General features: G+C 70.2%; 26 protein-coding genes. 14 read left to right on the top strand and 12 right to left on the bottom strand.

Annotation, left to right across the window (positions count from 1 at the left end; genetic code table 11):
- Positions 1–12: 12 nt before the first annotated feature.
- Positions 13–1,359: an MFS transporter gene (locus tag NDI86_RS02845; RefSeq protein ID WP_310898880.1), complete on the bottom strand. Its 1,347-nt coding sequence runs from the start codon at positions 1,357–1,359 to the stop codon at positions 13–15.
- A 156-nt stretch (positions 1,360–1,515) separates the two neighbouring features.
- Here NDI86_RS02845 and NDI86_RS02840 point away from each other — a divergent pair, with 156 nt between their 5' ends.
- Entirely contained in the window at positions 1,516–1,674 is a 159-nt protein-coding gene (locus NDI86_RS02840) for a hypothetical protein (RefSeq protein WP_310898879.1), read from the top strand.
- A 15-nt stretch (positions 1,675–1,689) separates the two neighbouring features.
- On the opposite strand, the gene psmB is transcribed toward NDI86_RS02840, so the two are convergent.
- The 3 genes from psmB to pth2 all read right to left on the bottom strand — a co-directional run bounded on the left by psmB (position 1,690) and on the right by pth2 (position 3,523).
- Positions 1,690–2,382, bottom strand: coding sequence for an archaeal proteasome endopeptidase complex subunit beta (gene psmB / locus NDI86_RS02835; protein WP_310898878.1), 693 nt, complete (start codon positions 2,380–2,382; stop codon positions 1,690–1,692).
- Positions 2,382–3,116, bottom strand: a complete 735-nt coding sequence (psmA, locus tag NDI86_RS02830) for an archaeal proteasome endopeptidase complex subunit alpha (RefSeq protein WP_310898877.1) — start codon at positions 3,114–3,116, stop codon at positions 2,382–2,384. The genes psmB and psmA overlap by 1 nt, the downstream gene beginning before the upstream one ends.
- Before the next feature lie 68 nt (positions 3,117–3,184).
- On the bottom strand, positions 3,185–3,523 hold the full coding sequence (gene pth2 / locus NDI86_RS02825; protein WP_310898876.1) for a peptidyl-tRNA hydrolase Pth2: 339 nt from the start codon (positions 3,521–3,523) through the stop codon (positions 3,185–3,187).
- A gap of 151 nt (positions 3,524–3,674) precedes the next feature.
- Here pth2 and dcd point away from each other — a divergent pair, with 151 nt between their 5' ends.
- The 4 genes from dcd to NDI86_RS02805 all read left to right on the top strand — a co-directional run bounded on the left by dcd (position 3,675) and on the right by NDI86_RS02805 (position 7,205).
- Complete coding sequence (gene dcd / locus NDI86_RS02820; RefSeq protein ID WP_310898875.1) at positions 3,675–4,262, top strand: dCTP deaminase; 588 nt, start codon at positions 3,675–3,677, stop codon at positions 4,260–4,262.
- A gap of 86 nt (positions 4,263–4,348) precedes the next feature.
- Complete coding sequence (locus NDI86_RS02815; RefSeq protein WP_310898874.1) at positions 4,349–5,242, top strand: thiamine-phosphate synthase family protein; 894 nt, start codon at positions 4,349–4,351, stop codon at positions 5,240–5,242.
- Positions 5,239–5,892 carry a class I SAM-dependent methyltransferase gene (locus NDI86_RS02810; protein ID WP_310898873.1) on the top strand — a complete coding sequence of 218 codons (654 nt, stop codon included), beginning with the start codon at positions 5,239–5,241 and terminating at the stop codon, positions 5,890–5,892. Before NDI86_RS02815 ends, NDI86_RS02810 begins: the two co-directional genes overlap by 4 nt.
- 35 nt (positions 5,893–5,927) lie before the next feature.
- Positions 5,928–7,205 carry a hypothetical protein gene (locus tag NDI86_RS02805; protein WP_310898872.1) on the top strand — a complete coding sequence of 426 codons (1,278 nt, stop codon included), beginning with the start codon at positions 5,928–5,930 and terminating at the stop codon, positions 7,203–7,205.
- Positions 7,206–7,223: 18 nt separating this feature from the next.
- Here the strand turns inward: NDI86_RS02805 and NDI86_RS02800 are convergent, their stop codons facing one another.
- Entirely contained in the window at positions 7,224–7,730 is a 507-nt protein-coding gene (locus tag NDI86_RS02800; RefSeq protein WP_310898871.1) for an HTH domain-containing protein, read from the bottom strand.
- Between the two features lie 148 nt (positions 7,731–7,878).
- Here NDI86_RS02800 and NDI86_RS02795 point away from each other — a divergent pair, with 148 nt between their 5' ends.
- On the top strand, positions 7,879–8,595 hold the full coding sequence (locus tag NDI86_RS02795; protein WP_310898870.1) for a class I SAM-dependent methyltransferase: 717 nt from the start codon (positions 7,879–7,881) through the stop codon (positions 8,593–8,595).
- 116 nt (positions 8,596–8,711) lie between these two features.
- Here the strand turns inward: NDI86_RS02795 and NDI86_RS02790 are convergent, their stop codons facing one another.
- The gene (locus NDI86_RS02790; RefSeq protein ID WP_310898869.1) at positions 8,712–9,635 is read right to left on the bottom strand and encodes a sulfide-dependent adenosine diphosphate thiazole synthase; all 924 of its coding nucleotides are present in this window, start codon (positions 9,633–9,635) and stop codon (positions 8,712–8,714) included.
- Between the two features lie 189 nt (positions 9,636–9,824).
- Between NDI86_RS02790 and hutU the strand changes: the two genes are divergently transcribed.
- From hutU to hutH, 4 genes are read left to right on the top strand one after another with little or no spacing between them, the layout of a single operon-like run.
- A complete protein-coding gene (hutU, locus tag NDI86_RS02785; RefSeq protein ID WP_310898868.1) occupies positions 9,825–11,567 on the top strand; it encodes a urocanate hydratase in 1,743 nt (580 codons plus the stop codon).
- A complete protein-coding gene (hutG, locus tag NDI86_RS02780; protein ID WP_310898867.1) occupies positions 11,564–12,487 on the top strand; it encodes a formimidoylglutamase in 924 nt (307 codons plus the stop codon). Before hutU ends, hutG begins: the two co-directional genes overlap by 4 nt.
- The gene (hutI, locus tag NDI86_RS02775; protein ID WP_310898866.1) at positions 12,484–13,731 is read left to right on the top strand and encodes an imidazolonepropionase; all 1,248 of its coding nucleotides are present in this window, start codon (positions 12,484–12,486) and stop codon (positions 13,729–13,731) included. Before hutG ends, hutI begins: the two co-directional genes overlap by 4 nt.
- Positions 13,732–13,750: 19 nt before the next feature.
- Complete coding sequence (gene hutH / locus NDI86_RS02770) at positions 13,751–15,370, top strand: histidine ammonia-lyase (protein WP_310898865.1); 1,620 nt, start codon at positions 13,751–13,753, stop codon at positions 15,368–15,370.
- A gap of 1 nt (position 15,371) precedes the next feature.
- Here hutH and NDI86_RS02765 read toward each other — a convergent pair whose 3' ends face one another.
- Together NDI86_RS02765 and NDI86_RS02760 are read right to left on the bottom strand one after the other, a co-directional pair.
- On the bottom strand, positions 15,372–16,166 hold the full coding sequence (locus NDI86_RS02765) for a hypothetical protein (RefSeq protein ID WP_310898864.1): 795 nt from the start codon (positions 16,164–16,166) through the stop codon (positions 15,372–15,374).
- Positions 16,167–16,231: 65 nt separating this feature from the next.
- Positions 16,232–16,837, bottom strand: a complete 606-nt coding sequence (locus NDI86_RS02760) for a methyltransferase domain-containing protein (RefSeq protein WP_310898863.1) — start codon at positions 16,835–16,837, stop codon at positions 16,232–16,234.
- Between the two features lie 140 nt (positions 16,838–16,977).
- Between NDI86_RS02760 and NDI86_RS02755 the strand changes: the two genes are divergently transcribed.
- Together NDI86_RS02755 and NDI86_RS02750 are read left to right on the top strand one after the other, a co-directional pair.
- Positions 16,978–17,226 carry a hypothetical protein gene (locus NDI86_RS02755; RefSeq protein ID WP_310898862.1) on the top strand — a complete coding sequence of 83 codons (249 nt, stop codon included), beginning with the start codon at positions 16,978–16,980 and terminating at the stop codon, positions 17,224–17,226.
- Between the two features lie 25 nt (positions 17,227–17,251).
- A complete protein-coding gene (locus NDI86_RS02750) occupies positions 17,252–17,425 on the top strand; it encodes a hypothetical protein (protein WP_310898861.1) in 174 nt (57 codons plus the stop codon).
- Here NDI86_RS02750 and NDI86_RS02745 read toward each other — a convergent pair whose 3' ends face one another.
- The 4 genes from NDI86_RS02745 to NDI86_RS02730 form a co-directional block, all read right to left on the bottom strand.
- Positions 17,426–19,987 carry an ATP-binding protein gene (locus tag NDI86_RS02745; protein ID WP_310898860.1) on the bottom strand — a complete coding sequence of 854 codons (2,562 nt, stop codon included), beginning with the start codon at positions 19,985–19,987 and terminating at the stop codon, positions 17,426–17,428. It lies immediately after the preceding gene.
- A 1-nt stretch (position 19,988) separates the two neighbouring features.
- Positions 19,989–20,732, bottom strand: coding sequence for a 4-phosphopantoate--beta-alanine ligase (locus NDI86_RS02740; protein WP_310898859.1), 744 nt, complete (start codon positions 20,730–20,732; stop codon positions 19,989–19,991).
- Positions 20,733–20,902: 170 nt separating this feature from the next.
- On the bottom strand, positions 20,903–21,733 hold the full coding sequence (locus NDI86_RS02735; protein WP_310898858.1) for a pantoate kinase: 831 nt from the start codon (positions 21,731–21,733) through the stop codon (positions 20,903–20,905).
- 50 nt (positions 21,734–21,783) lie between these two features.
- Positions 21,784–21,921: a hypothetical protein gene (locus tag NDI86_RS02730; RefSeq protein ID WP_310898857.1), complete on the bottom strand. Its 138-nt coding sequence runs from the start codon at positions 21,919–21,921 to the stop codon at positions 21,784–21,786.
- Between the two features lie 225 nt (positions 21,922–22,146).
- Here NDI86_RS02730 and NDI86_RS02725 point away from each other — a divergent pair, with 225 nt between their 5' ends.
- Positions 22,147–22,449 (top strand): UPF0175 family protein, encoded by a 303-nt coding sequence (locus NDI86_RS02725; RefSeq protein WP_310898856.1) that lies wholly within the window; start codon positions 22,147–22,149, stop codon positions 22,447–22,449.
- The gene (locus tag NDI86_RS02720; protein ID WP_310898855.1) at positions 22,446–22,958 is read left to right on the top strand and encodes a PIN domain-containing protein; all 513 of its coding nucleotides are present in this window, start codon (positions 22,446–22,448) and stop codon (positions 22,956–22,958) included. The genes NDI86_RS02725 and NDI86_RS02720 overlap by 4 nt, the downstream gene beginning before the upstream one ends.
- Positions 22,959–22,960: the final 2 nt, after the last annotated feature.

Raw genomic sequence — 22,960 nt, 5'->3', positions numbered from 1 at the left:
GGATGACCCCTGTCACGCGTACGGTTCGAACTCCTCGCCGAACAGGAGGAAGTACGCGACGCCGACGACGCCGACGACGGTGGCGACGCCGAATGCCAGTCGCGGCCCGGCCTGCACCGCGACGCCGCCGATATCGACCGTCCAGTCGGCGCCGTAGAGCCACCCGCCCAGCGCGGCGCTTGGGATGACGAGCGTGTTTCGGACGAGGTAGTAGCTCCCGGTGACGCGCCCGCCGGCGTCGCGCTGTGCGGGGCCGACGATGAGCGCCTTGTGGGCCGGTAGACCGGCGAATCGCAGCCCGGAGTACGCAAAGAGCAGGAGCAGCACCCACTGGTTCGCAGGGGCGAAGACGAGCAAGAGCGGGAAGAGCGCGTACACCGAGAAGCCCAGCGCGACGGCGGGCTTGAGCCCGGCGTACTCGGCGAGTTTCGAGACCGGCGCCATCGAGAGGATGGCGACGACCATCTCGACGCCCAGCAAGACGCCGAAGAAGGCGTCGGGGCGCAGCGAGAGTCCGAAGCCGGAAAAGCCGACCGAGAGGAAGTCCGTCACCACGATGACGAAGAAGACGTACACCATCCCGTTGGCGAAGCGCACGAGCGTGTCGGCCACGAGCAGCGGTCGCAGGGGGGCGGGCAGTTCCCGCAGGTCGCTGACGACCTGGCCGACGCCCTCGAAGGACTTCCCGATGGTGTCCTCGCTGGCGTCGTAGAGGACATGCTGGGCGACGGTCGCGACGGCGCCGAAGCCGACGGCCACGAGGAGGACGGACTGGAAGCCGCCGGCGAACGTCGCCGTCGCGGCGAGCAGGCCCGCGGCGAGGAGCGGGCCGAACAGAAAGCCCAGTCGGCGGAACACCTCCGTGCTCGCAAAGCCCATCGCCAGTCGGTCGGGCGGGACGGCCTGTTTCACGATGGCGAAGGTCGCGCCCAGCCCGAAGGACTTCCAGGCCTGTGCGAGAAAGAGGCCGAGGAAGACGAACGTCCAGGCGGGCAGGGTCAGCGGGCCCACGGCGATAGTGCCGACCGTGGCGGCGAGATACCAGACGCCGAAGCCGGCCGTAGCGAGGACGCCGAAGGCGGTCAGGGCGACGCGCGACCCCAGCCGGTCCGAGACCGCACCCCCCGGATAGGGGTAGACGGCGCTGATGAGGTTGCCGACGCTGCCGTACAGCCCGATGACGCCCGCGCTCGCGCCCAGCACGCGCATGTACTCCGGGAGGTAGCGACTCGTCATCTGGAAGGCGAGTGAGAAGGCGAGCATCGACAGCGAGAGCACGAGAACGTCCCGCTCCAGCGCGAAGAACTGCCGGAACGAGTCGAGGGGGTCGACCGCCTCGTCGGCGGAGTCCGCGGCCATTGTCGGACGGTGTGTCGCCGCGCATTTATATCCACCAATGAGGGCGCTCACGTCGCTACGGAGTGGTATAGAGGGGTACAGAGTCGGCACCTAACCGGTAGTAGGCGGGCGATAACGAGAACGGCCCCGCGGCGAGTGTCGAACAGGTGTCGTCACGTGGTCGAACACGACGGAATACAACAGGTCGAGGACGGACCGACCGACTGGTGGGAGCGAAGCGACGTCGAGATAGAGGAGTTCGGGGGTATCACAGTCGCTCACCTGCCGGACAGCGACGAGGCGTGGATATCCGGCTGGGTGGAGGTACCCCGCTGAGGGGTCCCGAGTCGTTTACTCCGCCGAGGCGTAGTCGTCGAAGCGGTCGATGTCGACGCCGTCGGCGGTAATCTCGGCGATGACGACGCCGTTGCCGGAGCCGGTGTCGCGCTCGGCGGCGGCGTTGACCGCGCGAATCGCCAGTTCGCGAGCCGCTTCGAGGCTCATCTCGGGGTCGTAGTTGCCCTCGATAGTGCCGGTGGCGACCATCGTCCCGGAGCCCGTAACCGTGTAATCGTCCTGCAGGACGCCGCCGGCCGGGTCGACGCTGTAGACGTGCGTGCCCTCCTCGTCGACCCCGCCGATGATGGGGTTGATGGCGAAGAAGGGGCCACCGCGGGCGAAGTTGCCCGCGAGCGTCGCCAGCGCGTGGATCGAGAGCGGTTCGTCACGACGGACCTCGTAGAGGTTCGCCTCCGAGCGCAGCGAGCGGATAAAGGACTGGGCGCCGCCGACGCTGCCGACCAGCGTCATCGCCGCGGTCGGGTGAATCTGTTCGACCTTGGTGACCGACTTGTTCGAGACGAAGCGACCGCCCAGCGAGGCCCGTCGGTCCGTCGCGACGACGACGCCGTCCTCGGTGGTGATACCGACCGTGGTCGTCCCGGTCTTGGTCACGTTCTCCTCGTCGCGGCCCTCAGAGTCGGAGGGTATCGTCCCCACTTCGGGCTCGTAGGCGTCGGTGAGTCTCTCGTCGGGGTCGTACATTATTCGTCACCTCCGAGTTCGAACTCGGTCAGCCGCTCGGCGATGTCGTCCTCTTCGAGCTTGCTGAACTGCTCGCTCTCGACGTCGATGGTGGCGATGTCGACCCCCGTCGCGTCGAGACCGTCGTCGTTGACCGACGCCAGCGCGCGCAGGGCGAGTTCGACGCCGCCTTCGAGGTCCATCTCCGCCTCGTACTCGTCTTCGAGGTAGCCCTGGATGTCCTCGCGGGAGCCGCCGATGGCGACCGCCTGCCACTCGTAGGGGGTCCCCGAGGGGTCCGTCTCGAAGAGGCGTGGTTCGCCGTCCTCGATGCCCGCGACGAGCAAGGCGACGCCGAAGGGGCGCGCGCCGCCGGTCTGGGTGTACTGCTGGATGTAGTCGGTGACCTCCTTCGTCAGCGACTCGACGCTCGCGGGCTCGTCGTAGCGCAGGCGATTGACCTGGGCCTGGCGACGGGCCACGTCGATGAGCTGTCGGGCGTCGGCGACGTGGCCGGCGCTCGCGACGCCGACGTGGTCGTCTATCTCGTGAATCTTCTCGATACTGTCCCGTTCGATGAGCGGCGAGCGGGCGTGGCGGTCCGCGGCCAGCACGACGCCGTCGGCGGTCCGCACGCCGACGCTGGCGGTGCCGCGTTTGACTGCTTCGCGTGCGTACTCGACCTGGTAGAGGCGTCCGTCCGGGGAGAAGATGGTTATCCCGCGGTCGTAGGCCTGCTGTTCGTTTCCTTGCATGGTGGTCTCTGTTATTCACCTGAGGTTAGTGTTTCTGGTATATAACCGCATCGGCGCCTTCGGTGCCCTCAGTACAACGAGAGGTCGCCGGTGATGCGGTCGACCGCGTCGTCGTCGCCCGGCCCCACCGCGAGGGCCGTGACCGTCCCGGGGTCCAGTTGCGTGTGGCCGGCGTCCCTGATGACGGCATGTGGCAGGCCGGCGCGCTCGGCCGCGTCGGCGAGTCCGAACAGTTCGGACTCGCCCGACGCCTTGAGGACGACCTTCTTCTGGCCCGAGCCTTTCCAGGCTTTCCGGGCCCGCCGGCCGGTGTCCTCGTAGGCCGACAGCGAGGCGTGGGCGACCTGGGCGGCGAGTTTCCCCTCGCCCATCCCGATGTCGGCCCGCGCGACGATGGCCTGCTTCATACTCCCACCATAGCGACCAGTACATAAACCCCCGTCGGAGTCCCGCCGCGGTTGCACGTACCACAGGGCACTTACCGCATGGGTGAGGAAGGGGCCGAACAACGGGGTCGAGACAGGATACTTTAGGTCCCCCACGCCGGTACGTCGGGTAATGATACTCTCCGATGCGGACATCCTGCGCCGACTCGAGGCGGGCGACCTCGTGGTCGAGCCCCTCGACGACCCCGACATCCAGATTCAGCCCGCCAGCGTGGACCTCCGGCTGGGCCGGGAGTTCCTGGAGTTCCAGCACGCGAACATCCCCTGTATCCACCCCAACGCCGAGGCGGAGGTCGCCGAGTACGTCGAGGAGACCGAGGTCGAGGAGGGCGGCGAGTACATCCTCCACCCCGGCGATTTCGTGCTGGGGACGACCCACGAGCGCGTCGAGATTCCCGACGACCTCATCGCCCACGTCGAAGGGCGCTCGTCGCTTGGCCGACTCGCCATCGTGGTCCATGCGACGGCGGGACTGTGCGACCCCGGCTACGAGGGCCAGATAACGCTCGAGCTCTCCAATCTCGGCACCGCCCCGGTCGCGCTCACCCCCGGGATGCGCATCTCCCAGCTCACGTTTACCGAGTTGAAGACGCCCGCCGACCGCCCGTACGGGGCCGAGCGAGGGTCGAAGTACCAGGGCCAGACGGGACCGCAGGCGAGCAAGATTCAGGGTGATCGCGAGTTCGGAGGCGATCAGTGATGACCGCTGTGCGTGTCATCACGGTATCGGCGAGAAACTCGGTGGAATTTGGGGGCGACCAATGAGCGACGGAGGCAGGCGATAGCATGCGCTTTATCGAGGAGGTCGTCGTCGACGAGTTCCTGCCGACGTACCGCTCGATGCTGGCCGAGGCGCTGCGCGAGCGCGGGCTCACCCAGTCGGAGGTCGCCGACCTGCTGGGCATCAGCCAGAGCGCCGTCTCGAAGTACGTCCACGGGGAGGTCGAGCGAAACGACCGGCTGCTCGCCCACCGCGGGCTGACCGAACTGGTCGACCGCATCGCCGAGGGGCTGTCCGACGGGGAGATGAGTTCGGTGCAGGCGCTGGTCGAGACGGAGGTGTTCGTCCGCGAACTCGAACAGGGCGGCGTGCTCGCCCGACTCCACGAGGAGGCCGTGCCGGGGTTGGCCGACCACGACGGCGAGTTCGCGGTCCACGACCCCGACTCCAAGCTGCGGGCCGCCGAGCGGACGCTGTCGTCGGTCCGGCGGGGGCTGCGGGTGCTCGAGAACACCAGCGGCTTCGCGACGCTCATTCCGGCGGTCGGCTCGAACCTCGTCCAGGCCCTGCCCGACGCCGGGGGCATCGACGACGTGGCCGCCGTCCCGGGTCGGATTCTCGACGTGAAGGGGCGGGCCACCATCCCCGGTGAGCCGGAGTTCGGCGTGAGCGAACACGTCGCGTCGGTGGTCCTGGCCGCGCGAGCGGCTGGCAGTCCGGCGCGAGCGGCGCTGAACGTCCGCTACGACGAGTCGGTCGTCGAGTCGCTCGACGCGGCGGGCCACACCGCCGTCGAGTTCGACGCCGAGGCCGCCCTCGAGCCGGCCATCGCCGACGTGCTCGCCGACGGCGAGGCCGACGTCGTCTACCAGACAGGCGGGATGGGCGTCGAACCGGTGGTCTACCTGCTCGGGCCGGACGCGGTGACCGTCGCCGAGTGGGCGCGCGATATCCTGTGACCACGTTCTACGAGCGGTGGGCGACCGCCTACGACCGCGTGGCCAGGTTACCGGGGCTGCGCTCCTGGCGGGCCGGCGCCGTCGACGCGCTGGCCCTCTCGCCGGGCGAGACCGTCGTCGAGATGGGCTGTGGGACGGGCGCGAACGTCCCCGAGTTGCGCGAGCGGGTCGGCCCAGACGGCCGAGTCGTCGGGCTCGATATCACCGCCGAGATGCTGCGGACCGCGCGGCGCCACGCCGACCGAACCGGTGCGGGCGTCGACTATCTGCGGGCCGACGCCACGCGGGCGCCGGTTCGGAACGTGGACGCCGTCCTGGGGACGTTCGTCGCCGGACTCTTCGCGGACCCCGCGGCCGCGGTGGACGCGTGGTGTGACTGCGTCGTGCCCGGCGGTCGGGTCGCACTGCTGAACTTCCAGCGCAGCGGTCACCCGCTCGCGGCGCCGCTCGACCTCGCCTTCGAGGGCTTTGTCAGGCTCTCGGCGCCGGGCGCGCGGCTCTCCGGCCGTTCCCACGCCGCGACCTTCGAACGGCGCGTCGCCGCGGCGCGACGACGGCTCACCGAGCGGACGGTGGACCGACGGTACGAGACCTTCGGCGGGGGCTACCTCGGGCTGGTGTCCGGGACGGTCTCGGACGATTGTGGATAGTAACCACTTTGATTCACCTGTCAGTAGGCTGCCGTATGGCAGCCGACAGGCTCGTGCCGACCCTGGCGGTGGCCGCCCTCCTCGTCCTCGCGGGGTGTGCGGGCGGCCCGGCCGGTGGGTCGGGCGACACGACGGAATCGCCGACGACACCGACCGGGACCCCGTCGGCGCCGACGCCGACGCCCGGACAGCCGACCGACATCGGTGAATCGAACGGCACCGACACAGCGCCGTCGGGCGCAGTCGACGACGCCGTTACCGTCGAGAACGGGACGCTACCGGCCGACGCGACGCTGACGTTCAACCGCGTCGAGACACTGACCGGCGCGGACGTCGACCCCTGGCCGGTGGAAATCCGCAACCTCAGCGAGTGGCGAGCGAGCGTCCAGCGGGTCGGCGCCGTCCCGCTGAACCGGGCGCTCGGCTTCGAGAACGTCTCGACGGACTGGAGCGAGCCGACCGGCGTCACCGTCTACGGGACGGTGTACGTCCACCCCGGTGACGGCACGCCCGCGAGGACCGAGCGTGTCCTCGCCCACGAGTACGCCCACGTCGTGCAGTACCGGACGACGATGTTCCCCTGGCAGGGCCGGCTCTCCCAGCCGCGGCTGACGACCGACCGCATCAACGCCCGCCGGTCGCTAGTCGAAGGTGGCGCGGTCTTCGTCGCCGACGCCTACTCCCAGCGGTACCTCGACGTCCGGAGCAACTCGGCGTACGCCCGCGCGCTGTATCGCAACGGCTCCGCGACGACCCGCTCGGCGCTTTCCCCGTACGTCTTCGGGAACCAGTACGTTGACTCCCGCATCGACGACCCGGCGAACCTCTCTGTGGCCTACGAGTCGTATCCGCGCACGACCGAGCAGGTCATCCACAACGAGACGCCCGGCGAGGAGCCGCCGGCGAACCTGAGCGTGACCGCGACCGCCGAGAGCGAGCGCTGGGACTCCCTCGGGAACAACACGCTCGGCGAGATGACCACCCGCGCCGCCCTCGACACCGAACTCGGGCGCGAGCGGGCGGCCGCCGCGGCGGCCGGCTGGGGGACCGACCGGCTGGCCGTCTACCGGCACGCGGCCAACGACAGCCGCTACGGCTGGGCGTGGGTGATGCGCTGGGACAACGCGAGCGAGACCGACGACCTCGAAGCCGCGCTCTCGACGTTCGCCGACGCCCGCGAGGGGGCCTCCTCGGCGGCTTTCCGCGTCGCGACCGTCGACGATGAGACAGTCGCGCTCGTCTTCGGTGACCCCGCGTTCGTCGAGGAGGTCGAGGTGGCCGGGCGCGACGGGAACGTGAGCGTCGCGGCGTAGCGCCCGCCGTGTGGCCGCTCAGCTCGTCGGTCGACCCGTCACCGGCAGCACCGAGCGGGCGCCCGCGCCGGACGGCGAGTGGTCCTCACCGGCCTCCAGCGCGTCGAGAAACGCCGGAATCGTCCAGGTCTCCGTGCCGTCCGTACAGGGGTAGATACCCACGAGTTCGTCGCCCTCGTACGCGGCCGCGAGCAGCATCGGCGTCCGCAGCACGTCCTCGCTGTCGCCGACCAGCCGCGAGGCCGTTCGCGTCTCGAAGGGCGGCCGCAGACTCAGCCCCCGGTCGGCGGCCCAGTCCTCGAAGCCCTCGATGGTCTCCAGCAACGCCTCCTGCCTGTTATCGCCGGTGAGCGCTATCTCTTCGGGCCAGGTCGTCACGTCGAAATCGGCGAGCGCGCCGGCTGTGCGGAGTTCGCTCAACCGGTCGATGACCGTCGTCCGCGGCCCACACACCGGCCGCCTGACCCAAAGGTCGACTTCGAGGTCGGTATCGTTTTCCCCTGACCGTGCAGTTTCGTTCGGCATAGTACGATAACCACTAACAAAAATCTGCCAGAACCCCATAAATGTATGTATTAATATAATATAATTCACGAAACATAAGCAAGTCGTCTCACGCCGGCGTGCCGGCAGTTCAGTGAATACTTTTGTACATTGGAGTATATTTCTGTGCATGGCACGCCACGACGCCTTCGAGGTCAGTGAGTCGTTTCGCTTCATCGGCCGGACGTTCGCGGAGTACAGGCGACTGTTCGGCCTCGAGCGGGACGCCCTCGCCGGCGCCGCGGTGCTCGACTGCCCCGGCGGGCCGAGTTCGTTCACCGCCGTGGCCGCCCGGGTGGCCGACCGGACCGTCGCGGTCGACCCGGTGTACGGCACGCCGCTCGCGGACCTCGCTCCAGTCTGCCGGGACGCCGTCGAGCGGACGGTCGAACAGCTACGCGCGTCCCCCGAGCAGTTCGTCTGGACGGCGTACAGCGACCCGGCGGACCGCGGCCGGTATCTGCGCGCCGCCGCCGAGCGGTTCCTCGCGGACTACACCCGGCGGCCCGGCCGCTACCTGCGGGCGGCCCTGCCCGCCCTCCCGCTGGCGACCGACAGCGTCGACCTCGCCCTCTGTGGGCACCTGCTCTTCCTGTACGACGACCGCCTCGACGCGGCGTTCCACGCCGATGCGCTCTGTGAACTGGCGCGGGTCGCCCGCCGGGAAGTCCGCGTGTTTCCGCTCCACGCCCTCGACGGCGACCCGTCCGCCCTCGTCGGACCGACGAGCGAACGGCTGCGTGACCGCGGACTCGCGGTCGAGAGACGCCCGGTCGACTACGAGTTCCAGCCGGGCGCGACGGAGATGCTGGTCGTCTCGGACGTGGCCGGCTTCGCGGGAGCGTAGGCCGGGCGCGCGACTCACGGGTCGCTTCGTTCCCCGTTCGAAACCTCGCTCGTCTCGCGGGCTACGCCCGCTCGACGTATTCGAGGAACTTCGCTTCGCTCAGTTCCTCGCTCTCGCTAATCGTCCGCGGGCGCGGCCCCACCCGTCGAGAGGGTCACGTCGGGCGCGTCGACGGCCAGTTCGTCCAGCGCCACCTGCGCGGCCTTCTTGCCCGAGACGAGCATCGCGCCGAAGGTCGGACCCATGCGCGGGAGGCCGTGCGTGGTCGCCGTCGCCATACCGGTCGCGACGAGGCCGTCGTGGACCTTCCCGGTGTGTTCGACGACGGCGTCCTCGCTCTCGCCGACCCACATCGAGTCGTGGCCCGGCGAGTCGTGGCCCGGCGCGCCGTAGCTGTCGCCGCCGGTCTGGTCCATACCCGTGTCGCCGGCTTCGGGGCCTTCGCCCTCCAGGACGCCCCGCTCGTCGAGTTTCTTCACCGCCATCGCGTCGTGGCCCGTCGCGTCGATGACCAGGTCGGCCTCGACGGCGATGGGGTCGACGCAGGTTATCTCGCGGGGCAAGGCGTGGACCGGCGTCCAGTTCATCACGATGCCGCCGACGCGGTGGTCCTCGCGGATGACGATATCGGTGAACTCGGTCATGTTCTGCATCTTCGCGCCCGCGTCGCAGGCGGCCTTGATGAGCCCCGAACACGCTTCCGGCCCGTTGGCGACGAACAGGCCCTCAGCTTCCTCGGACTGGAGGTAGTCCACGTCGAGGTCGTCGAGTATCTCCTGGGCCGGGTCGCGCACGGTCACCTTGTTCATCAGGAAGCCGCCGAGCCAGAACCCGCCGCCCAGATAGTTGTTCTTCTCGACGACCATCACCTCGACGCCCCGTTCCGAGAGCTCTTTGGCGGCCATCAGCCCCGACGGCCCGCCGCCGACGATGATGACCTCAGTGTCCGAGAAGTCCATGAACTCCTGGGACCACTCCTGGCCGATTGCCCGCGTCACTTCCGCCTCGCCCACGTCGCTGAACTGGTCGAAGTCCTGCATACCACCTAGTGATATTCTAGAGTGGTAAATAGTCGTTGTGGTGTCGGCGCCGCGTCCGGCCGGTCGCCGCCGACAGCCCGTCGCCGCCGTAGACGACGGCGTCGTCAACGGGTGACAGTTCATGCAGCCGGTGCTGACATCGCTGCACGGGGCGAGTCCGCTATCACGCTCGCGCCCGTACGGCAACTCATGTCACACCAACCCGCGGTCGACGCCGACCACGACGTCGGCGCCCCGTCCGAACAGTGGCGCGAGTACCAGGGCGCACCGACCGGCACGGACATCGAGTGCGAGGGGTGGCGACAGGAGGCCGCCCTCCGGATGCTCAACAACAACCTCGACCCCGAGGTGGCCGAGAAGCCCGAGGAACTCGTCGTCTACGGCGGCACCGGTCGGGCCGCCCGGTCGTGGGACGCCTACGACGCCATCCTGGCGGAACTGCGCGAACTGGGCGATACGGAGACGCTGCTGGTCCAGAGCGGCAAGCCCGTCGGCCGCTTCGAGACCCACGAGCGGGCCCCGCGGGTCCTCATCGCCAACTCAAACCTCGTCGGGAAGTGGGACGACTGGGACCACTTCCACGAACTCGAAGCGAAGGGGCTCATCATGTACGGCCAGATGACCGCCGGCTCGTGGGCCTACATCGGCACGCAGGGCATCGTCCAGGGGACCTACGAGACGCTTGCCGCCCTCGCCCGCGAGCACTACCCCGACAGCGACGGCCTGCGCGGCAAGATAGTCGTCACGGGCGGCCTCGGAGGGATGGGCGGTGCCCAACCCCTCGCGGTGACGATGAACCACGGCGTCTGCATCGCCGCAGAGGTCGACGAACGCCGCATCGACCGGCGCATCGAGACAGAGTACCTGCAAGAGAAGACCGACGACCTGGACGAGGCCATCGAGCGTGCGACGGCGGCCGCGGAGAACGGCGAGCCCTACAGCGTCGGCGTCCACGTGAACGCCGCCGACATGCTGGAGGGGCTGCTCGAACGGGGGTTCGTCCCGGACGTCGTCACCGACCAGACCAGCGCCCACGACGAACTGGCGGGGTACTACCCCGCGGGCTACACCGTCGCGGAGGCAGACGCCCTGCGCGAGTCGGACCCGGAGACGTACGTCGAGGAGAGCCTCGACACCATGGCTCGCCACGTCGGGGCCATCCTGGAACTGCAAGAGCGGGGCGCCGTCGCCTTCGAGTACGGCAACAACATCCGCGGCCAGGTCGAGGACCACCGCGAGATGGACGATGCATTCGACTTCCCCGGTTTCGTCCCGGCGTACGTCCGGCCGCTGTTCTGCCAGGGGAAAGGGCCGTTCCGCTGGGCCGCGCTCTCGGGGGACCCCGCCGACATCCACCGCACCGACGAGGCGGTGCGGGAACTGTTCCCCGAGAAGGAGTCGCTGCACCGCTGGATAGAGCTGGCCCAGGAGCAGGTGTCTTTCCAGGGACTCCCCTCGCGGGTGTGCTGGCTCGGCTACGCGACGGAGGACGGTCTGACCGTGCGCGCCCGCTTCGCGCTGCGCATCAACGAACTCGTCGCCGAGGGCGAGATTTCGGCCCCTGTCGTCGTCACGCGGGACCACCTCGACGCCGGGAGCGTCGCCTCGCCGAACCGCGAGACCGAGGCCATGCAAGACGGCTCCGACGCCGTCGCCGACTGGCCCGTCCTGAACGCCTTGCTGAACTGCGCGGCCGGCGCGGACATCGTCAGCGTCCACGACGGCGGCGGGGTCGGCATCGGTAACTCCCTCCACACGAACAACCACGTCGTGCTGGACGGCACCGACCTCGCGGCCGAGACGGCCCGGCGCGTCTTTACCACCGACCCCGGCATGGGCGTGATTCGCCACGCCGACGCCGGCTACGACGAGGCCGTCGACCGGGCCGAGGCCGACGACGTGGCAGTGCCCATGCGGGACCGCGAGCCATGAGCGGGCTCACCGACCCGCCGAGGTGGGACGGTCCCTCGGCGGACCCGAACGACGAGCAGTTCGGCGATATCGTCGAACCCGCGACGCTCGCGTCGGCCGGCGAGTACGCCGCCGTCCTCGTCGGCGAGCCCTACGACGGGGCGGTCATCGGTCGACGCGGCGCACGCGAGGGGCCCGCGGCTATCCGGCGGGAACTCGCGGGGACGAAGACCCACCACGTCGAGCGGGGGCCCGTGCGCTCGGTCGGCGACCTCGGCGATATCGACCTGCCCGACGGCGACGTGGCGACGGTCCAGGCCGCCGTCCGGGAGACCGTCGCCGCCGTCCACGACGCCGACGCTGTGCCGGTGTTTCTGGGCGGCGACAACTCCCTGACGTTCCCGAACGCCGCGCCGCTGCTGGAGCGGGGACGGCTCGGCGCGCTCAGCTTCGACGCCCACCTCGACTGCCGCGCGGTCCGGGACGGCCCGACCAGCGGGACGCCCTACCGACAGCTCCACGAAGCGGGGCTCGACGCCTTCGCCGTCGTCGGCGCGCGCCACTTCGAGACCTCCACGGCGTACCACGAGTACGTCGCCGAGCGAGGCGGCCGCGTGACGACGCCCGAGGCCGTCCGGGCCGACCCGATTGCGGCGGTCGAGGACGCCCTCGACGCGCTGGAGGGCGTCGACGCGGTGTACGTCAGCCTCGACCTGGACGTGCTGGAGGCGGCGGCCGCGCCCGGCGTGAGCGCGCCGACGCCGGGCGGTGTCACGACCCGCGAACTGTTCGCGATGCTGGGCCGGGCCGCGGCCGACGACCGGGTCGCCGGCTTCGAGGTGGTCGAGTGTGCGCCGCCGCTGGAGGATGGCGACCGGACCGCGCGCGCCGCCGCCCACGCCGTCGCACACGTCCTCTCGGGGCTGGCGGTGGGCCGATGACCGACCTCGACGCGGTGGTCCACGGCGCGAGCGAACTCGTCGTCGGGCCCGCCGAGAGCGGCCGGGACGTCGAGACCGTCGCGGACGGCGCCGTCGCGGTCGTGGACGGTACCGTCGCCGCCGTCGGCCCGACCGACGAGGTCACGCGCGAGTACCCGCCGGCCAACGCCGACCGGGCCGTCGACGCCGCCGGCCGGGCCGTCCTCCCGGGGTTCGTCGACCCGCACACCCACGGGCTGTTCGCCGGCGACCGGTCCGACGAGTTCGCCGCGAAGCTCCGCGGGACGTCCTACCAGGACATCCTCGCCGAGGGCGGCGGCATCCTGCGGACCGTGCGGGCGGTCCGGGCGGCCGACGAGGCGACGCTGCTTTCGAACCTGCTGGGCCACCTCGATACGATGCTCGCCCACGGGACGACTACCGTCGAGGTGAAGTCGGGCTACGGCCTCGACGCCGAGACGGAACTGCGGATGTTGCGCGTCATCGACCGGGCCGACGAGGCGCACCCGGTCGACGTGGTGCCGACGTTCATGGGCGCCCACGCCGTCCCCGAGGGCCGCGACGCCGACGACTACGTCGAGGAAGTCGTCCAGGAACAGCTCCCGGCCGTCGAGTCCCAGGGCGTCGCCGAGTTCTGCGACGTGTTCTGCGAGGAGGGGGTCTTCTCCGTCGCCCAGTCCCGGCGCGTCCTCGAAGCCGGCGCGAAAGCGGGACTGACGCCGAAGGTCCACGCCGAGGAACTGGCTCATATCGGCGGGACACAACTCGCGGCCGAGGTGGGCGCGACCAGCGCCGACCACCTGCTGCACGCCACCGAGGCGGACATCGACGCGCTGGTCGAGGCGGGCGTGACGCCGGTGTTGCTGCCGGGGACGGCGTTCGGCCTGGGGGCCGAGTACGCCGACGCGCAGGCGTTCCTCGACGCCGGCGCGCCGGTGGCCGTGGCGACGGACTTCAACCCCAACTGCCACAGCCACAGCGTGGGCTTCGCGATGGCGCTGTCCTGCGTCGTGATGCGGATGACCCCGGCCGAGGCCCTCGTCGCCGGGACGCGAAACGCCGCGCTGGCGCTGGACCGCGCGGACGGCCGCGGGACGCTCTGCGAGGGCGCGCCGGGCGACCTGCTCGTCCTCGACGCGCCCACACACGTCCACGTCCCCTACCAGTACGGGACGAACGTCGTCGACACCGTCCTGACCGACGGACGCCTGGTCGCCGAGGGCGGGAGTACGACGTATCAGTGAGCGTCGCGTACGGTCGACCATGACAGCTACCGGTACGGACAGGGTCGTCCTCGACGGGGCGTCGCTCACCCCCGAGGCGGTGGTCGCCGTCGCCCGCGAGGACGCGACGGTCACCGTCGCCGACGACGCGCGCGAGGCGGTCCGGACCAGCCGCGAGCGCGTCGAGTCCGTCTTGGAGAGCGGCGAGACGGTGTACGGCGTCACCACCGGCTTCGGCGACCTGGTCGACGAGCGCATCCCGCCGTCGGACCTCGAAGCCCTCCAGGTGAACTTGCTTCGGAGTCACGCCGCCGGCGTGGGGCCGGAACTCCCGCGCGAGGCGGTCCGGGCGATGCTGGTCGCCCGCGTCAACGCGCTCGTGAAGGGGTACTCCGGGGTGCGCGAGGCGGTCGTCGACGCCCTCGTCGACCTGCTGAACGCTGGCGTGACGCCGGTCGTCCCGGCGGTCGGGAGCCTCGGCGCGAGCGGCGACCTCGCACCGCTGGCGCACACGTCGCTCGTCCTCGTCGGCGAGGGTGAGGCGGTGGTCGACGGCGAGGGACTGCCCGGTGACGAGGCGCTCGCGACCGCGGGTCTCGACCCGCTCACGCTCCGGGCGAAGGAGGGGCTGGCGCTCATCAACGGCACGCAACTCTCCGTCGGCGTGGGGGCACTGGCCGTCCACGACGCGACGAGGGTCGTCCAGAGCGCCGACGTGGCGGGCGCGCTCACGACGGAGGTCACGCTCGGGTCGACGGTGCCGTCCCACCCAGCGGTCTCGGCGGTCCGGCCCCACCCCGGTCAGGCCGCGAGCGCGCGCAACGTCCGGCGGTGTACCGCCGAGTCGGGCATCGTCGAGTCCCACCGCAACTGTGACCGGGTGCAGGACGCCTACTCGCTGCGGTGTCTCCCGCAGGTCCACGGCGCGGTCCGGGAGGCTATCGACCACTTACGCGGGGCCGTCGAGACGGAACTCAACAGCGCGACCGACAACCCGCTCCTCTTTGCCCGCGAGGACGCCCCCGACCGCGCCAGCGGGACCGGCGACGCCGCGGTGCTGTCGGCCGGGAACTTCCACGGCGAGCCCCTGGCGCTGAAACTGGACTACGCGACGGCCGCGCTGACCGAACTCGCGGCCATCAGCGAACGCCGCGTCGACCGGCTGCTCAATCCCAGCGTTCAGGAACCCCACCTCCCGCCCTTCCTCACCGAGGCGAGCGGGCTGCGCTCGGGCTACATGGTGGCTCAGTACACCGCCGCCGCCGTGCTGAACGAGTGTCGGGCGACGGGCCGGCACGCCACCGACTCGACGCCGGTCAGTGGCAACCAGGAGGACCACGTCAGCATGAGCGCGGGGGCCGCGCTGTCGCTGCGCGAGGTGGTCGAACACGTCGGGACGGTGGTGGGAATCGAACTCCTGTGTGGCGCCCAGGCCACCGAGTTCCTCGACGGGGAGACGGCGGTCGCGGGAGACGGTGAGTCTGCCGACGACGCGGCCTCCCACGGCGTCGGCACCGCCGTCGCCTACGAGACCGTCCGTGAGGTCGTCCCGCGACTCGACGGCGACCGCGAGGTCCACGTCGACATAGACCGCGCGGCGACGCTCGTCGCGGCGGGACTGCTGGTCGAGCGGGTCAGTGAGGCGGTCGACCTCGAATAGCTCAGGCCCAGGCTCCCAGTCCGGCCTCGGTCAGGATATCCGCGCCGCCGTCGGGCTGGCAGACAGCCCACCGCGAGCGATCGGCGCCATCGGGCAGCAGGTGCTCGGGGACGAGCGGCATCGGCACCGGCGCGTAGCCGCCCCGTCGCATCGCCGTCGGGCCGGGGAACCGCTCGACCACCTCGTCGCCCTCGGTCACCTCGAAGCGGCCGTCGTCGGCCCGCCGGTAGGCGTACTGGAAGGCGTGGCGGCCCGGCGCCGCCAGCGAATCGACGTGCTCGAAGACGGCGACGATTTCCGTGCCGACACTCAGTTCCAGCCGCGGCCGGTCCTCGTCGACGCGGACCTCGCGCCACTGGAGGTCAGCGGCGGGAGCGCGGGCACAGGCGTAGCTGCCGTCCGAGAGTGGCACCCGGTCGGGCCCCTTGTAGAACTGCCGACCGTCGGGCTCGTCGGCGGCGACACAGGCCGGGTCGCCCAGGACGGTGGCGGCGACCTGCGTGAGCGTCGTCCCGGTGTCTTCGGTGGAGGGGACGACGAACAGGCAGTCGCGGTCCTCGCGCAAGGCGTCGGCGAAACGGGGGACGAGCCCCGACGGGCCGATGTCGGCCTCGGTCAGCGGTTCGATGGCGACGGGACGGGGCTGTTCTGGCTCGACCAGGCCGACGGCGTCGGCGGTCGGTTCGGCCAGCGCCGGCGGGCCGTCGAGGCTGCGCTCGGGCCGGACCGTCACGTCGTAGCCGGCCCGCTCGCACAGGGAGACGGCGTGGTCGCGGACCGAGGGATAGACGGGCATTCACCCGGGTAGAGGGGCCGCGACGCAATGAAGGCATCCCACCGCGAGCGCGACGGCTGCCCCGCTCAGGCGCTCGGCCGGGCCAGGACCGCGTAGAAGGGGTCACGGCCGGGCCGCTCGCGAACGACGTCGGTGACGGTGAGCCCCGCCGCCCGGCAGTACCGCTCGACCAGGTCGGCCCGCTCGTCCATCGACGCCGCCCGCCACGCCCGGACCGCCTTCGTCGGGAACATCCGGTTGGTGAAACTCACCACCAGAACGCCGTCGGGCGCGAGCACGCGGGCGAACTCCGCGAACACCGCCTCCGGATACTGGAGGTACTGGACCGACAGCGCACACAGCACCGCGTCGACCCCCTCGTCGGCCAGCGGGAGCGACTGGTCGCGGTTGCAGTCCTGCAGGAACCACTCGTCGAGCCGGTCGTTCTCGGCCAGTTCCGCCCCGTTGAGCCCGTGGCCGACGACGCGCTCGAAGGGGTAGTCGGGGAGGTGTGACACCCAACTGCTCATCGCGTCGAAGACGCGGTCACCCGGGGCCAGAACCTCGGCGTACAGCGCTGTCAGCCGCGCCAGGAAGGCGTCGTCGGCGTGCGTGACGAACCGCGGGCTGTCGTAGAACGCCCCATCCGCGCCGCTGTCGAGCTTCGAGCGGTCGCGTTCCGAGAGGACCATACCGGAACTCAGGGACGCCACGGACAAGAGCGGGTCGCTGCCGCAGTGACCAGTCGGGACCAGTCTGGCCCGTTCACGACGCGGAGCGACAACCAACCCGGACGTAGACACTTACAGCGCCGGTCGGTACGGCCGGAGGGATGCTCAGACATCTCCTCAACGGTGCGCTATCCTTCGCCATCAGCGTCACCGTGGTGCTCACACTGGCTGGTGAGGGGCGCGAGCCGGGCGGAGCGGGCCGCTCCGCCTCGAACGAGTCCGGCGGCGCCTGGGACCGGACCGACGTCGCGCTGACAGCGGGCATCGCCGCGTTCGTCTCCGGGGTCTGTACCAGCTACTTCGGGGATAGCTGGCCCCGCTCGACCGGCCCGACCGGCGGAACTGACTAAACGGTTCGCCGCCTACGGTTCGCCCATGGGACAGTGGAAGAAACACCTCGTCAACGGTGTGGTCTCGCTCGTAATCAGCGTCGCTATCACGGTCTGGATGGCCGACGACGACGGCCCGTGGGACCTCTCGGATATGGCGCTTGCCGCCGGCATCTCCGGTTTCTTCTCGGGACTGTTCACCAGCTACTTCGCGAAGTAGCTACTGACGCCCCAGCTGCGAGGTCAGGTCGTTCTCGGCGTAGCGCGCTCTCTCGCCCCAGTCCGCGATGCTGGAGTGGGTCTCCCACACCGCCGTCTCCAGATGGTCCTGGCGAATCTCCGACCCCGCCCGGAGCGCGTGGCGGGCGGCGTCCTCGGCCAGCAGTTCGATGTCGCTGGCAGCGTAGCCCGCGGTGGGCTCGACGACGGCGTCCCAGTCGATGTCGTCGGCGACGGGCCGCTCCGAGAGGTGGATGTCGAGAATCTCCCGGCGAGCGGTGGCGTCCGGCGGCGGAACCTCGACGCGCTCGTCGAAGCGGCCCGACCGGCGCAGGGCGCCGTCGACGTCCTCGACGAAGTTGGTCGCGCCCACCGTCACCACGTCGTGTTCGGCGGCCTCCTCGACCTCGGTCAGCAACTGGTTGACCAGCTGTTGCTGGTTGTCGCTGGTCGACCCGCGCCGGGAGCCGGCGACGCCGTCAATCTCGTCGATGAAGAGGATACAGGGGGCGTTCGCCCGCGCGATTTCGAACAGGTCGGCGACGTTACTCGCCGGTTCGCCCATCCACTTGCTTGAGAGGTCCGCCGGCGTCACCTCGACGAAGCTGTGGCCGAGTTCGCCAGCGAGCGCCCCGGCGAGATGGGTCTTCCCACAGCCCGGCGGGCCGTAGAGCAACAGGCCCGAGAGCACGTCGATGCCGTACTCGTCGTAGGTCTCGCTGTTTTGCACCGGCTCGACGACGGTGTTGTGGAGGCGTTCTTTCAGTTCGTCCATGCCGCCCACGGAAGTGAAGTCCCGGCCCGGCTCGGGGTCGACGAGATTCGTCGCCTGCAGGTCGACGCCGTCGGGCTGGACGACACCGCCCTCCGCGGCGTCGGCGGGGTCTATCCAGTCCGGGATGCTCGTCGAGGAATCGTCGGCGGCGGCCCGCAGGTGGTCGGTCCCGATGGGAGCGTCCTCGCGCAGCGCCTGCCGGGCCGCGTTCTCCGCCAGCAGTTCGAGGTCGCTGGCGGCGTAGCCCGCCGTCGCCTCGACGACGGGGTCGAGCGTCAGGTCCTCGGCGGTCGGGCGCCCGGCCAGGTGGAGCTTCAGAATCGCCCGGCGGGCCTCGGCGTCGGGCGGGGGCACCTCCACGCGCTCGTCGAAGCGGCCCGACCGGCGGATGGCGCCGTCGACGTCCTCGACGAGGTTCGTCGCGCCGACGACGACGACGTCCTCCTCGGCGATACCCTCCAGTTCGGTCAGGAGCTGATTGACCAGTTGCTGCTCGCTGGAGTTCATGTTCGCGTCGCCGTCGCGCTGGCCGGCGATGCCGTCTATCTCGTCGATAAAGAGGACACAGGGGGCATTCGCCCGCGCGATGGCGAACAGCTCCTCGACCTTCTGGGCGGGTTCGCCCATGTACTTGCTCGTCACGTCGGCGGGGCTGACCTCGACGAAGGCGTGGTCGACCTCGCCGGCCAGCGCGCCGGCGACGTGGGTCTTCCCACAGCCCGGCGGGCCGTGCAACAGGACGCCGTTGACGACGCCGATGCCGTACTCCTCGAAGGCCTCGGGGTCCGCCAGCGGCCGGACGACCTTGTGGTTGAGCGTGTCGAGCAGGTCGGCCATCCCGCCCACGTCGGCGAAGCTCCGGTCGGGGTCGGGCTCGACGACGCTCTCTGCCTCCATCTCGACGCCGTCGGGCTGGACGACCTCGGGGTCGCCGTCGGAGCGACCGTCGGCCGACCCCTGGCGGTTGATTGTCGGGGCGCCCGACGACTCGTCGTCCCTCGGCTCGCCACCGCCGCCCACGCCGTCGCTGCCGTCGGCGTCGCCCGACTGGCCGATGCGTTCGCGAATCGCCCGCTCGACGCGGTCCGGGTCGGCCTCGTAGCCGAAGGTCGCCAGCCGCCGGGGCCGCTCGCTGACGAACGCGGAGAGCCAGCCGTGCCGGCGCATCTCGTCGACCTGGGCGTCCGGGTCACGGAAGGAGACCAGCGCGATGTCGTCGGCGTGGGGCGAGTGAAACTCCGCGAGCCAGAACGGGAGGTAACAGCGCTCGATTTCGGTGACGGCGTCGAACCCATCGGGGTCGAAATCAGCGGGCAAGCCATAGGAGTCCCGGAGCTTCCGCAGGAAGACGTTCGCGGTGGTGCCCCGCTGCTCGCGGTACTCCTGGATTCGCCGGGGGAGCAGGGACTCCGCCTCGCCGGTTGGCACCTGGAACTGCATGAGCACCGAGCGCCCGAGGTGGGGCGTGTCGACGCCGAAGTCGTAGTCGCTGGTCGCCCGGCGGACCAAATCCTCGGTGCCGTCGGCGTAGTCGGCCAGGGCGGCGTCGTTGTCCTCCCACAGCCCGTCCAGCAAAGCCGTGGCCGTCTTCGTCTCGGTGCCAAACAGCGTCCCCTCGCCGGTCTCGTAGCGGTACTCGACCCGGAACACCGGGTAGAACACACGGTGGAGCCGTTCGAGTCGCTCGTCGTCGCCGAACTTCGTCAGTGACCGCCCCGCGAGCGTCTCCCGGACGCTTCCCTCGTCCGGGAGCCGTCGGTCGGCGTAGATGTAGGGTGCCAGTCCCACCTCAGACGCCCCCTCGAATCGCCGCCTCGGCGTCGGTCAGGGCCGCCTCGGCGTCGAACGCCTCGATGGCGGCGCGCTGTGCGTCGGGGTCGCCCCGCAGGTCCCGTGCGTGGTCGGTGGCGGTCGGAATCGCCCGGATGATGTTGTCGACGATAGGGACCGTCGCGACCTGTGCCGACCGCGAGAGCGGGTTGAGGTCGACGACGAGTTCGGTCGTACCCATCTCGCCCAGCGCCTCGGCCCGGTCGCCGTCTTCGAGCGGCACCAGCACCACGTCGGCGTCGCCGATGCCGTCGGCGTCGACCTTCGCTCGCTCGTGGTCGAGCCCCGGAATCCGCCCGTCGGCGGTGAGTCCCTTGACCTCGCTGGCCCCGTGCTCGCGGAGATAGTCGGCGATGCGCTCGATGCGCTCCTCGGTCCGGTTGAACAGGTTGACTTCGAGGTCGGCCCCCGTCGCTTCGCTCAGTTCGACCAGTTCGCCGGGGACGAGCGCCGCGGCGTTGCCGTTGACCGAGACGACCGCGTGGTCCGCCGAGAGGAGGTAGGCGGCGGCCGCCCGCGCCGCCCGGTCGGCGCTGTCGATGGTCCGTTCGCCCAGCAGATAGTCGTACGCTTCCCCCCGCCCCTGGGCGATGAGCCCCTGTCGGGACGTGATGCCCCGGTCGACTCCCGCCTCGATGCGGTGGCGAGTCAGCAGTGACTCGTACCGCGGGTGACTCTCCGGCACGTCGACGTCGTCGCTCATATGCTTCCCTCTGTATGCACGTGTAGAAAAGCCCTCCGTCCCTGCGTGACGGCATAGCACGGGTCCGGTTTCGAGATGTACCGATCCCCTACAGTCGAGGCGACACCGAAGTGCCACGGCTCGCCTCGCTGGCCGTTCCGCTGCGGGGCGTGCCCTCGGGTCACGCCTCGCTATCCGTCCAGCGTCGCACCGGCCGGATACACCGCACACGAGCGGGCGTCGTAGCCCGCGTCGGTCAGCCCGGTCCCGAGCGCGAACACCGTCTCGCCCAGCATCGCCATCGCCGCGTCGCCACCGGCGCCGGTCACGTCCGACACCACCTCGCGCACGTCGTCGGTCAGCAGGTCCGCCTCGCGGGAGAACTGCCGAGACGCGCGGGTAAACGTCGACAGCGTCGGTGCCTCGACGACCATCGAGAGGGCGCGTTCGCCGGCGGTCGTCAACGCCTCGGTGTCGCCGCCGACCACGTCCGGCGTCGACAGTTCACCCATGTTGTAGTACTCCACGCGGGCGCGCTCGGGGATTGCGTCGACGTAGTTGTGCTGTGGGCCGCCGGGGTCCAACCGCAACGGGACGCCGCCGCGGGCCTGTCCCACCACGTCACCGAGGCCGGTGCCAGCCTGGACCTCCGCGCCGTGGGCGACGGTGACGAGTTCGTTGTACGAGAGTCCGCGCTCGAAGGCGGCGTTCGCGGCCAGGGCCGTCCCGAGCGCCGTCGCCCCGGAGACGCCGAAACCGGCGCCCAGCGGCAGCGGCGTCTCGGCCGTGACCCGCGCGTCGGCCCGGAGCGCCGAGAGGACCCGCTCGACCGCGCCCATCGCCACCGACTCGCCGTCGAGTTCGACCGTCGTCTCCGCGGCCGGTTCGACCGTCACCGAGACGCCGTCCGAAAGCGCGATGCCGCCGCCCCGGGAACCCGCCTTCGTCGGGTCGTCGTCCCGGTCGACGGTGAAAAAGCCCGTCACGTGACCCGGCACGAACGCCCGTGCGTCGTCGCTCATTGAGACCCACGGGGAGCGCCGACGGCTAAGCGTTGGCGGTTCGACCCGCGCTACCGGACCAGCCGGGCCTGTGACGTGTGCCCACAGCCGGTACAGACGTAGGTACCCCTCGCCGTCTTTCGGATGGGTTCGTTGCAGTCCGTGCAGTTCAGTGGCAGGTTGCCGGTCGTTTTGTCGGTGCTGGACATAGTTTGCTAGAAAGTCCAGTATATCATAAATATATCGACTGTTTAGGCGAGTTAGGGGTAGTTTAGACAAGTTATCAAAATTTTTCTGCGACATTACTGGACGTGCAGCCACCTACATCTCGATTCGTTCGTCGACTGAGAAGTCACCGGACGGTACGGGGCGGGCGTGTCGGTAACCGTCGCCCGCACATTGATGTGGGTCTACCGTAAGTGACTGTGTACACGATGCCGACTATCAGCGCACGACTCGGGGACGACGAGAAGGCGGAGCTGGACGACGTCGCGGCACTGCTCTCGGAGGACCGGTCGACGACGATTCGGAAAGCGCTCGGCGAGGGCCTGGAGACGCTTCGGGTTCGGGTCGCCGTCGAGCGGTACCAGTCGGGCGACGTCTCCGCCGCCGAGGCCGCACAGATAGCGGACTGCTCCATCGCCGAGTGGCTCGACGTGGCCCGCGAGCGGAACCTGACGACACAGCTCCAGCTTTCGGACCTGGAACTCGACGCCGACACCGCCGCCGAGTTATGACGCGTATCTACGTCGGCCCCACGTCGCTGTACAGCCTGGGCCAGGTGGGGGAACTCGCCCTGCTCGACGCCTTCGACGGCGAGGTCGTCGTCCCCGAACCGGTCGTCCGCTCCGTGAACGTCGAACCCGCCGCCACGAACCTCGCGGAGTTCCTCGACGGCGGCGTCGAGACGGGCGTCGACGAGGACCACGTCGAGCGAGCGCGAGCGGTCCTCGGCGCGAAAGACGTCGGCGCGGCCGAGACGGTCGTCGCGGGCGTACTCGCACACCGGGACCAGCGGGACCGCTCGGCCGTCGCCGTCGTCTCCGAGGACCGCACCGTCCGCCGCACCGCACAGGGCCTCGGCGCCGAAGTCACCAGCAGCTTCGGCGTCGTCGTCCGCGCCGCCATCGAGGACAAGTACCTCAGTCCCACGCAGGCAAAGCGTATCGTCCGACGCATCGACCAGCACGGGATGCACCTGACGGGTGAGCTTCGCGAGCGGGCGGTGGGCGAGGTGGCGGACTGAGG

The organism is Haloarcula onubensis (assembly GCF_031624605.1).
Taxonomy (GTDB): Archaea; Halobacteriota; Halobacteria; order Halobacteriales; family Haloarculaceae; genus Haloarcula; species Haloarcula onubensis.
This window is presented reverse-complemented; position numbering and strand designations above follow the sequence as displayed.

Coding starts and splice junctions, on each gene's coding strand:
- NDI86_RS02755 (WP_310898862.1), top strand. CDS start 16,978: ATGCTCAGACATCTCCTCAACGGTGCGCTATCCTTCGCCATCAGCGTC.
- hutH (WP_310898865.1), top strand. CDS start 13,751: ATGACAGCTACCGGTACGGACAGGGTCGTCCTCGACGGGGCGTCGCTC.
- hutG (WP_310898867.1), top strand. CDS start 11,564: ATGAGCGGGCTCACCGACCCGCCGAGGTGGGACGGTCCCTCGGCGGAC.
- NDI86_RS02790 (WP_310898869.1), bottom strand. CDS start 9,635: ATGCAGGACTTCGACCAGTTCAGCGACGTGGGCGAGGCGGAAGTGACG.
- hutI (WP_310898866.1), top strand. CDS start 12,484: ATGACCGACCTCGACGCGGTGGTCCACGGCGCGAGCGAACTCGTCGTC.
- pth2 (WP_310898876.1), bottom strand. CDS start 3,523: ATGAAGCAGGCCATCGTCGCGCGGGCCGACATCGGGATGGGCGAGGGG.
- NDI86_RS02765 (WP_310898864.1), bottom strand. CDS start 16,166: ATGCCCGTCTATCCCTCGGTCCGCGACCACGCCGTCTCCCTGTGCGAG.
- hutU (WP_310898868.1), top strand. CDS start 9,825: ATGTCACACCAACCCGCGGTCGACGCCGACCACGACGTCGGCGCCCCG.
- NDI86_RS02740 (WP_310898859.1), bottom strand. CDS start 20,732: ATGAGCGACGACGTCGACGTGCCGGAGAGTCACCCGCGGTACGAGTCA.
- NDI86_RS02735 (WP_310898858.1), bottom strand. CDS start 21,733: ATGAGCGACGACGCACGGGCGTTCGTGCCGGGTCACGTGACGGGCTTT.
- NDI86_RS02795 (WP_310898870.1), top strand. CDS start 7,879: ATGGCACGCCACGACGCCTTCGAGGTCAGTGAGTCGTTTCGCTTCATC.
- NDI86_RS02750 (WP_310898861.1), top strand. CDS start 17,252: ATGGGACAGTGGAAGAAACACCTCGTCAACGGTGTGGTCTCGCTCGTA.
- NDI86_RS02725 (WP_310898856.1), top strand. CDS start 22,147: ATGCCGACTATCAGCGCACGACTCGGGGACGACGAGAAGGCGGAGCTG.
- dcd (WP_310898875.1), top strand. CDS start 3,675: ATGATACTCTCCGATGCGGACATCCTGCGCCGACTCGAGGCGGGCGAC.
- NDI86_RS02730 (WP_310898857.1), bottom strand. CDS start 21,921: ATGTCCAGCACCGACAAAACGACCGGCAACCTGCCACTGAACTGCACG.
- NDI86_RS02720 (WP_310898855.1), top strand. CDS start 22,446: ATGACGCGTATCTACGTCGGCCCCACGTCGCTGTACAGCCTGGGCCAG.
- psmB (WP_310898878.1), bottom strand. CDS start 2,382: ATGTACGACCCCGACGAGAGACTCACCGACGCCTACGAGCCCGAAGTG.
- NDI86_RS02815 (WP_310898874.1), top strand. CDS start 4,349: ATGCGCTTTATCGAGGAGGTCGTCGTCGACGAGTTCCTGCCGACGTAC.
- psmA (WP_310898877.1), bottom strand. CDS start 3,116: ATGCAAGGAAACGAACAGCAGGCCTACGACCGCGGGATAACCATCTTC.
- NDI86_RS02760 (WP_310898863.1), bottom strand. CDS start 16,837: ATGGTCCTCTCGGAACGCGACCGCTCGAAGCTCGACAGCGGCGCGGAT.
- NDI86_RS02805 (WP_310898872.1), top strand. CDS start 5,928: ATGGCAGCCGACAGGCTCGTGCCGACCCTGGCGGTGGCCGCCCTCCTC.
- NDI86_RS02845 (WP_310898880.1), bottom strand. CDS start 1,359: ATGGCCGCGGACTCCGCCGACGAGGCGGTCGACCCCCTCGACTCGTTC.
- NDI86_RS02800 (WP_310898871.1), bottom strand. CDS start 7,730: ATGCCGAACGAAACTGCACGGTCAGGGGAAAACGATACCGACCTCGAA.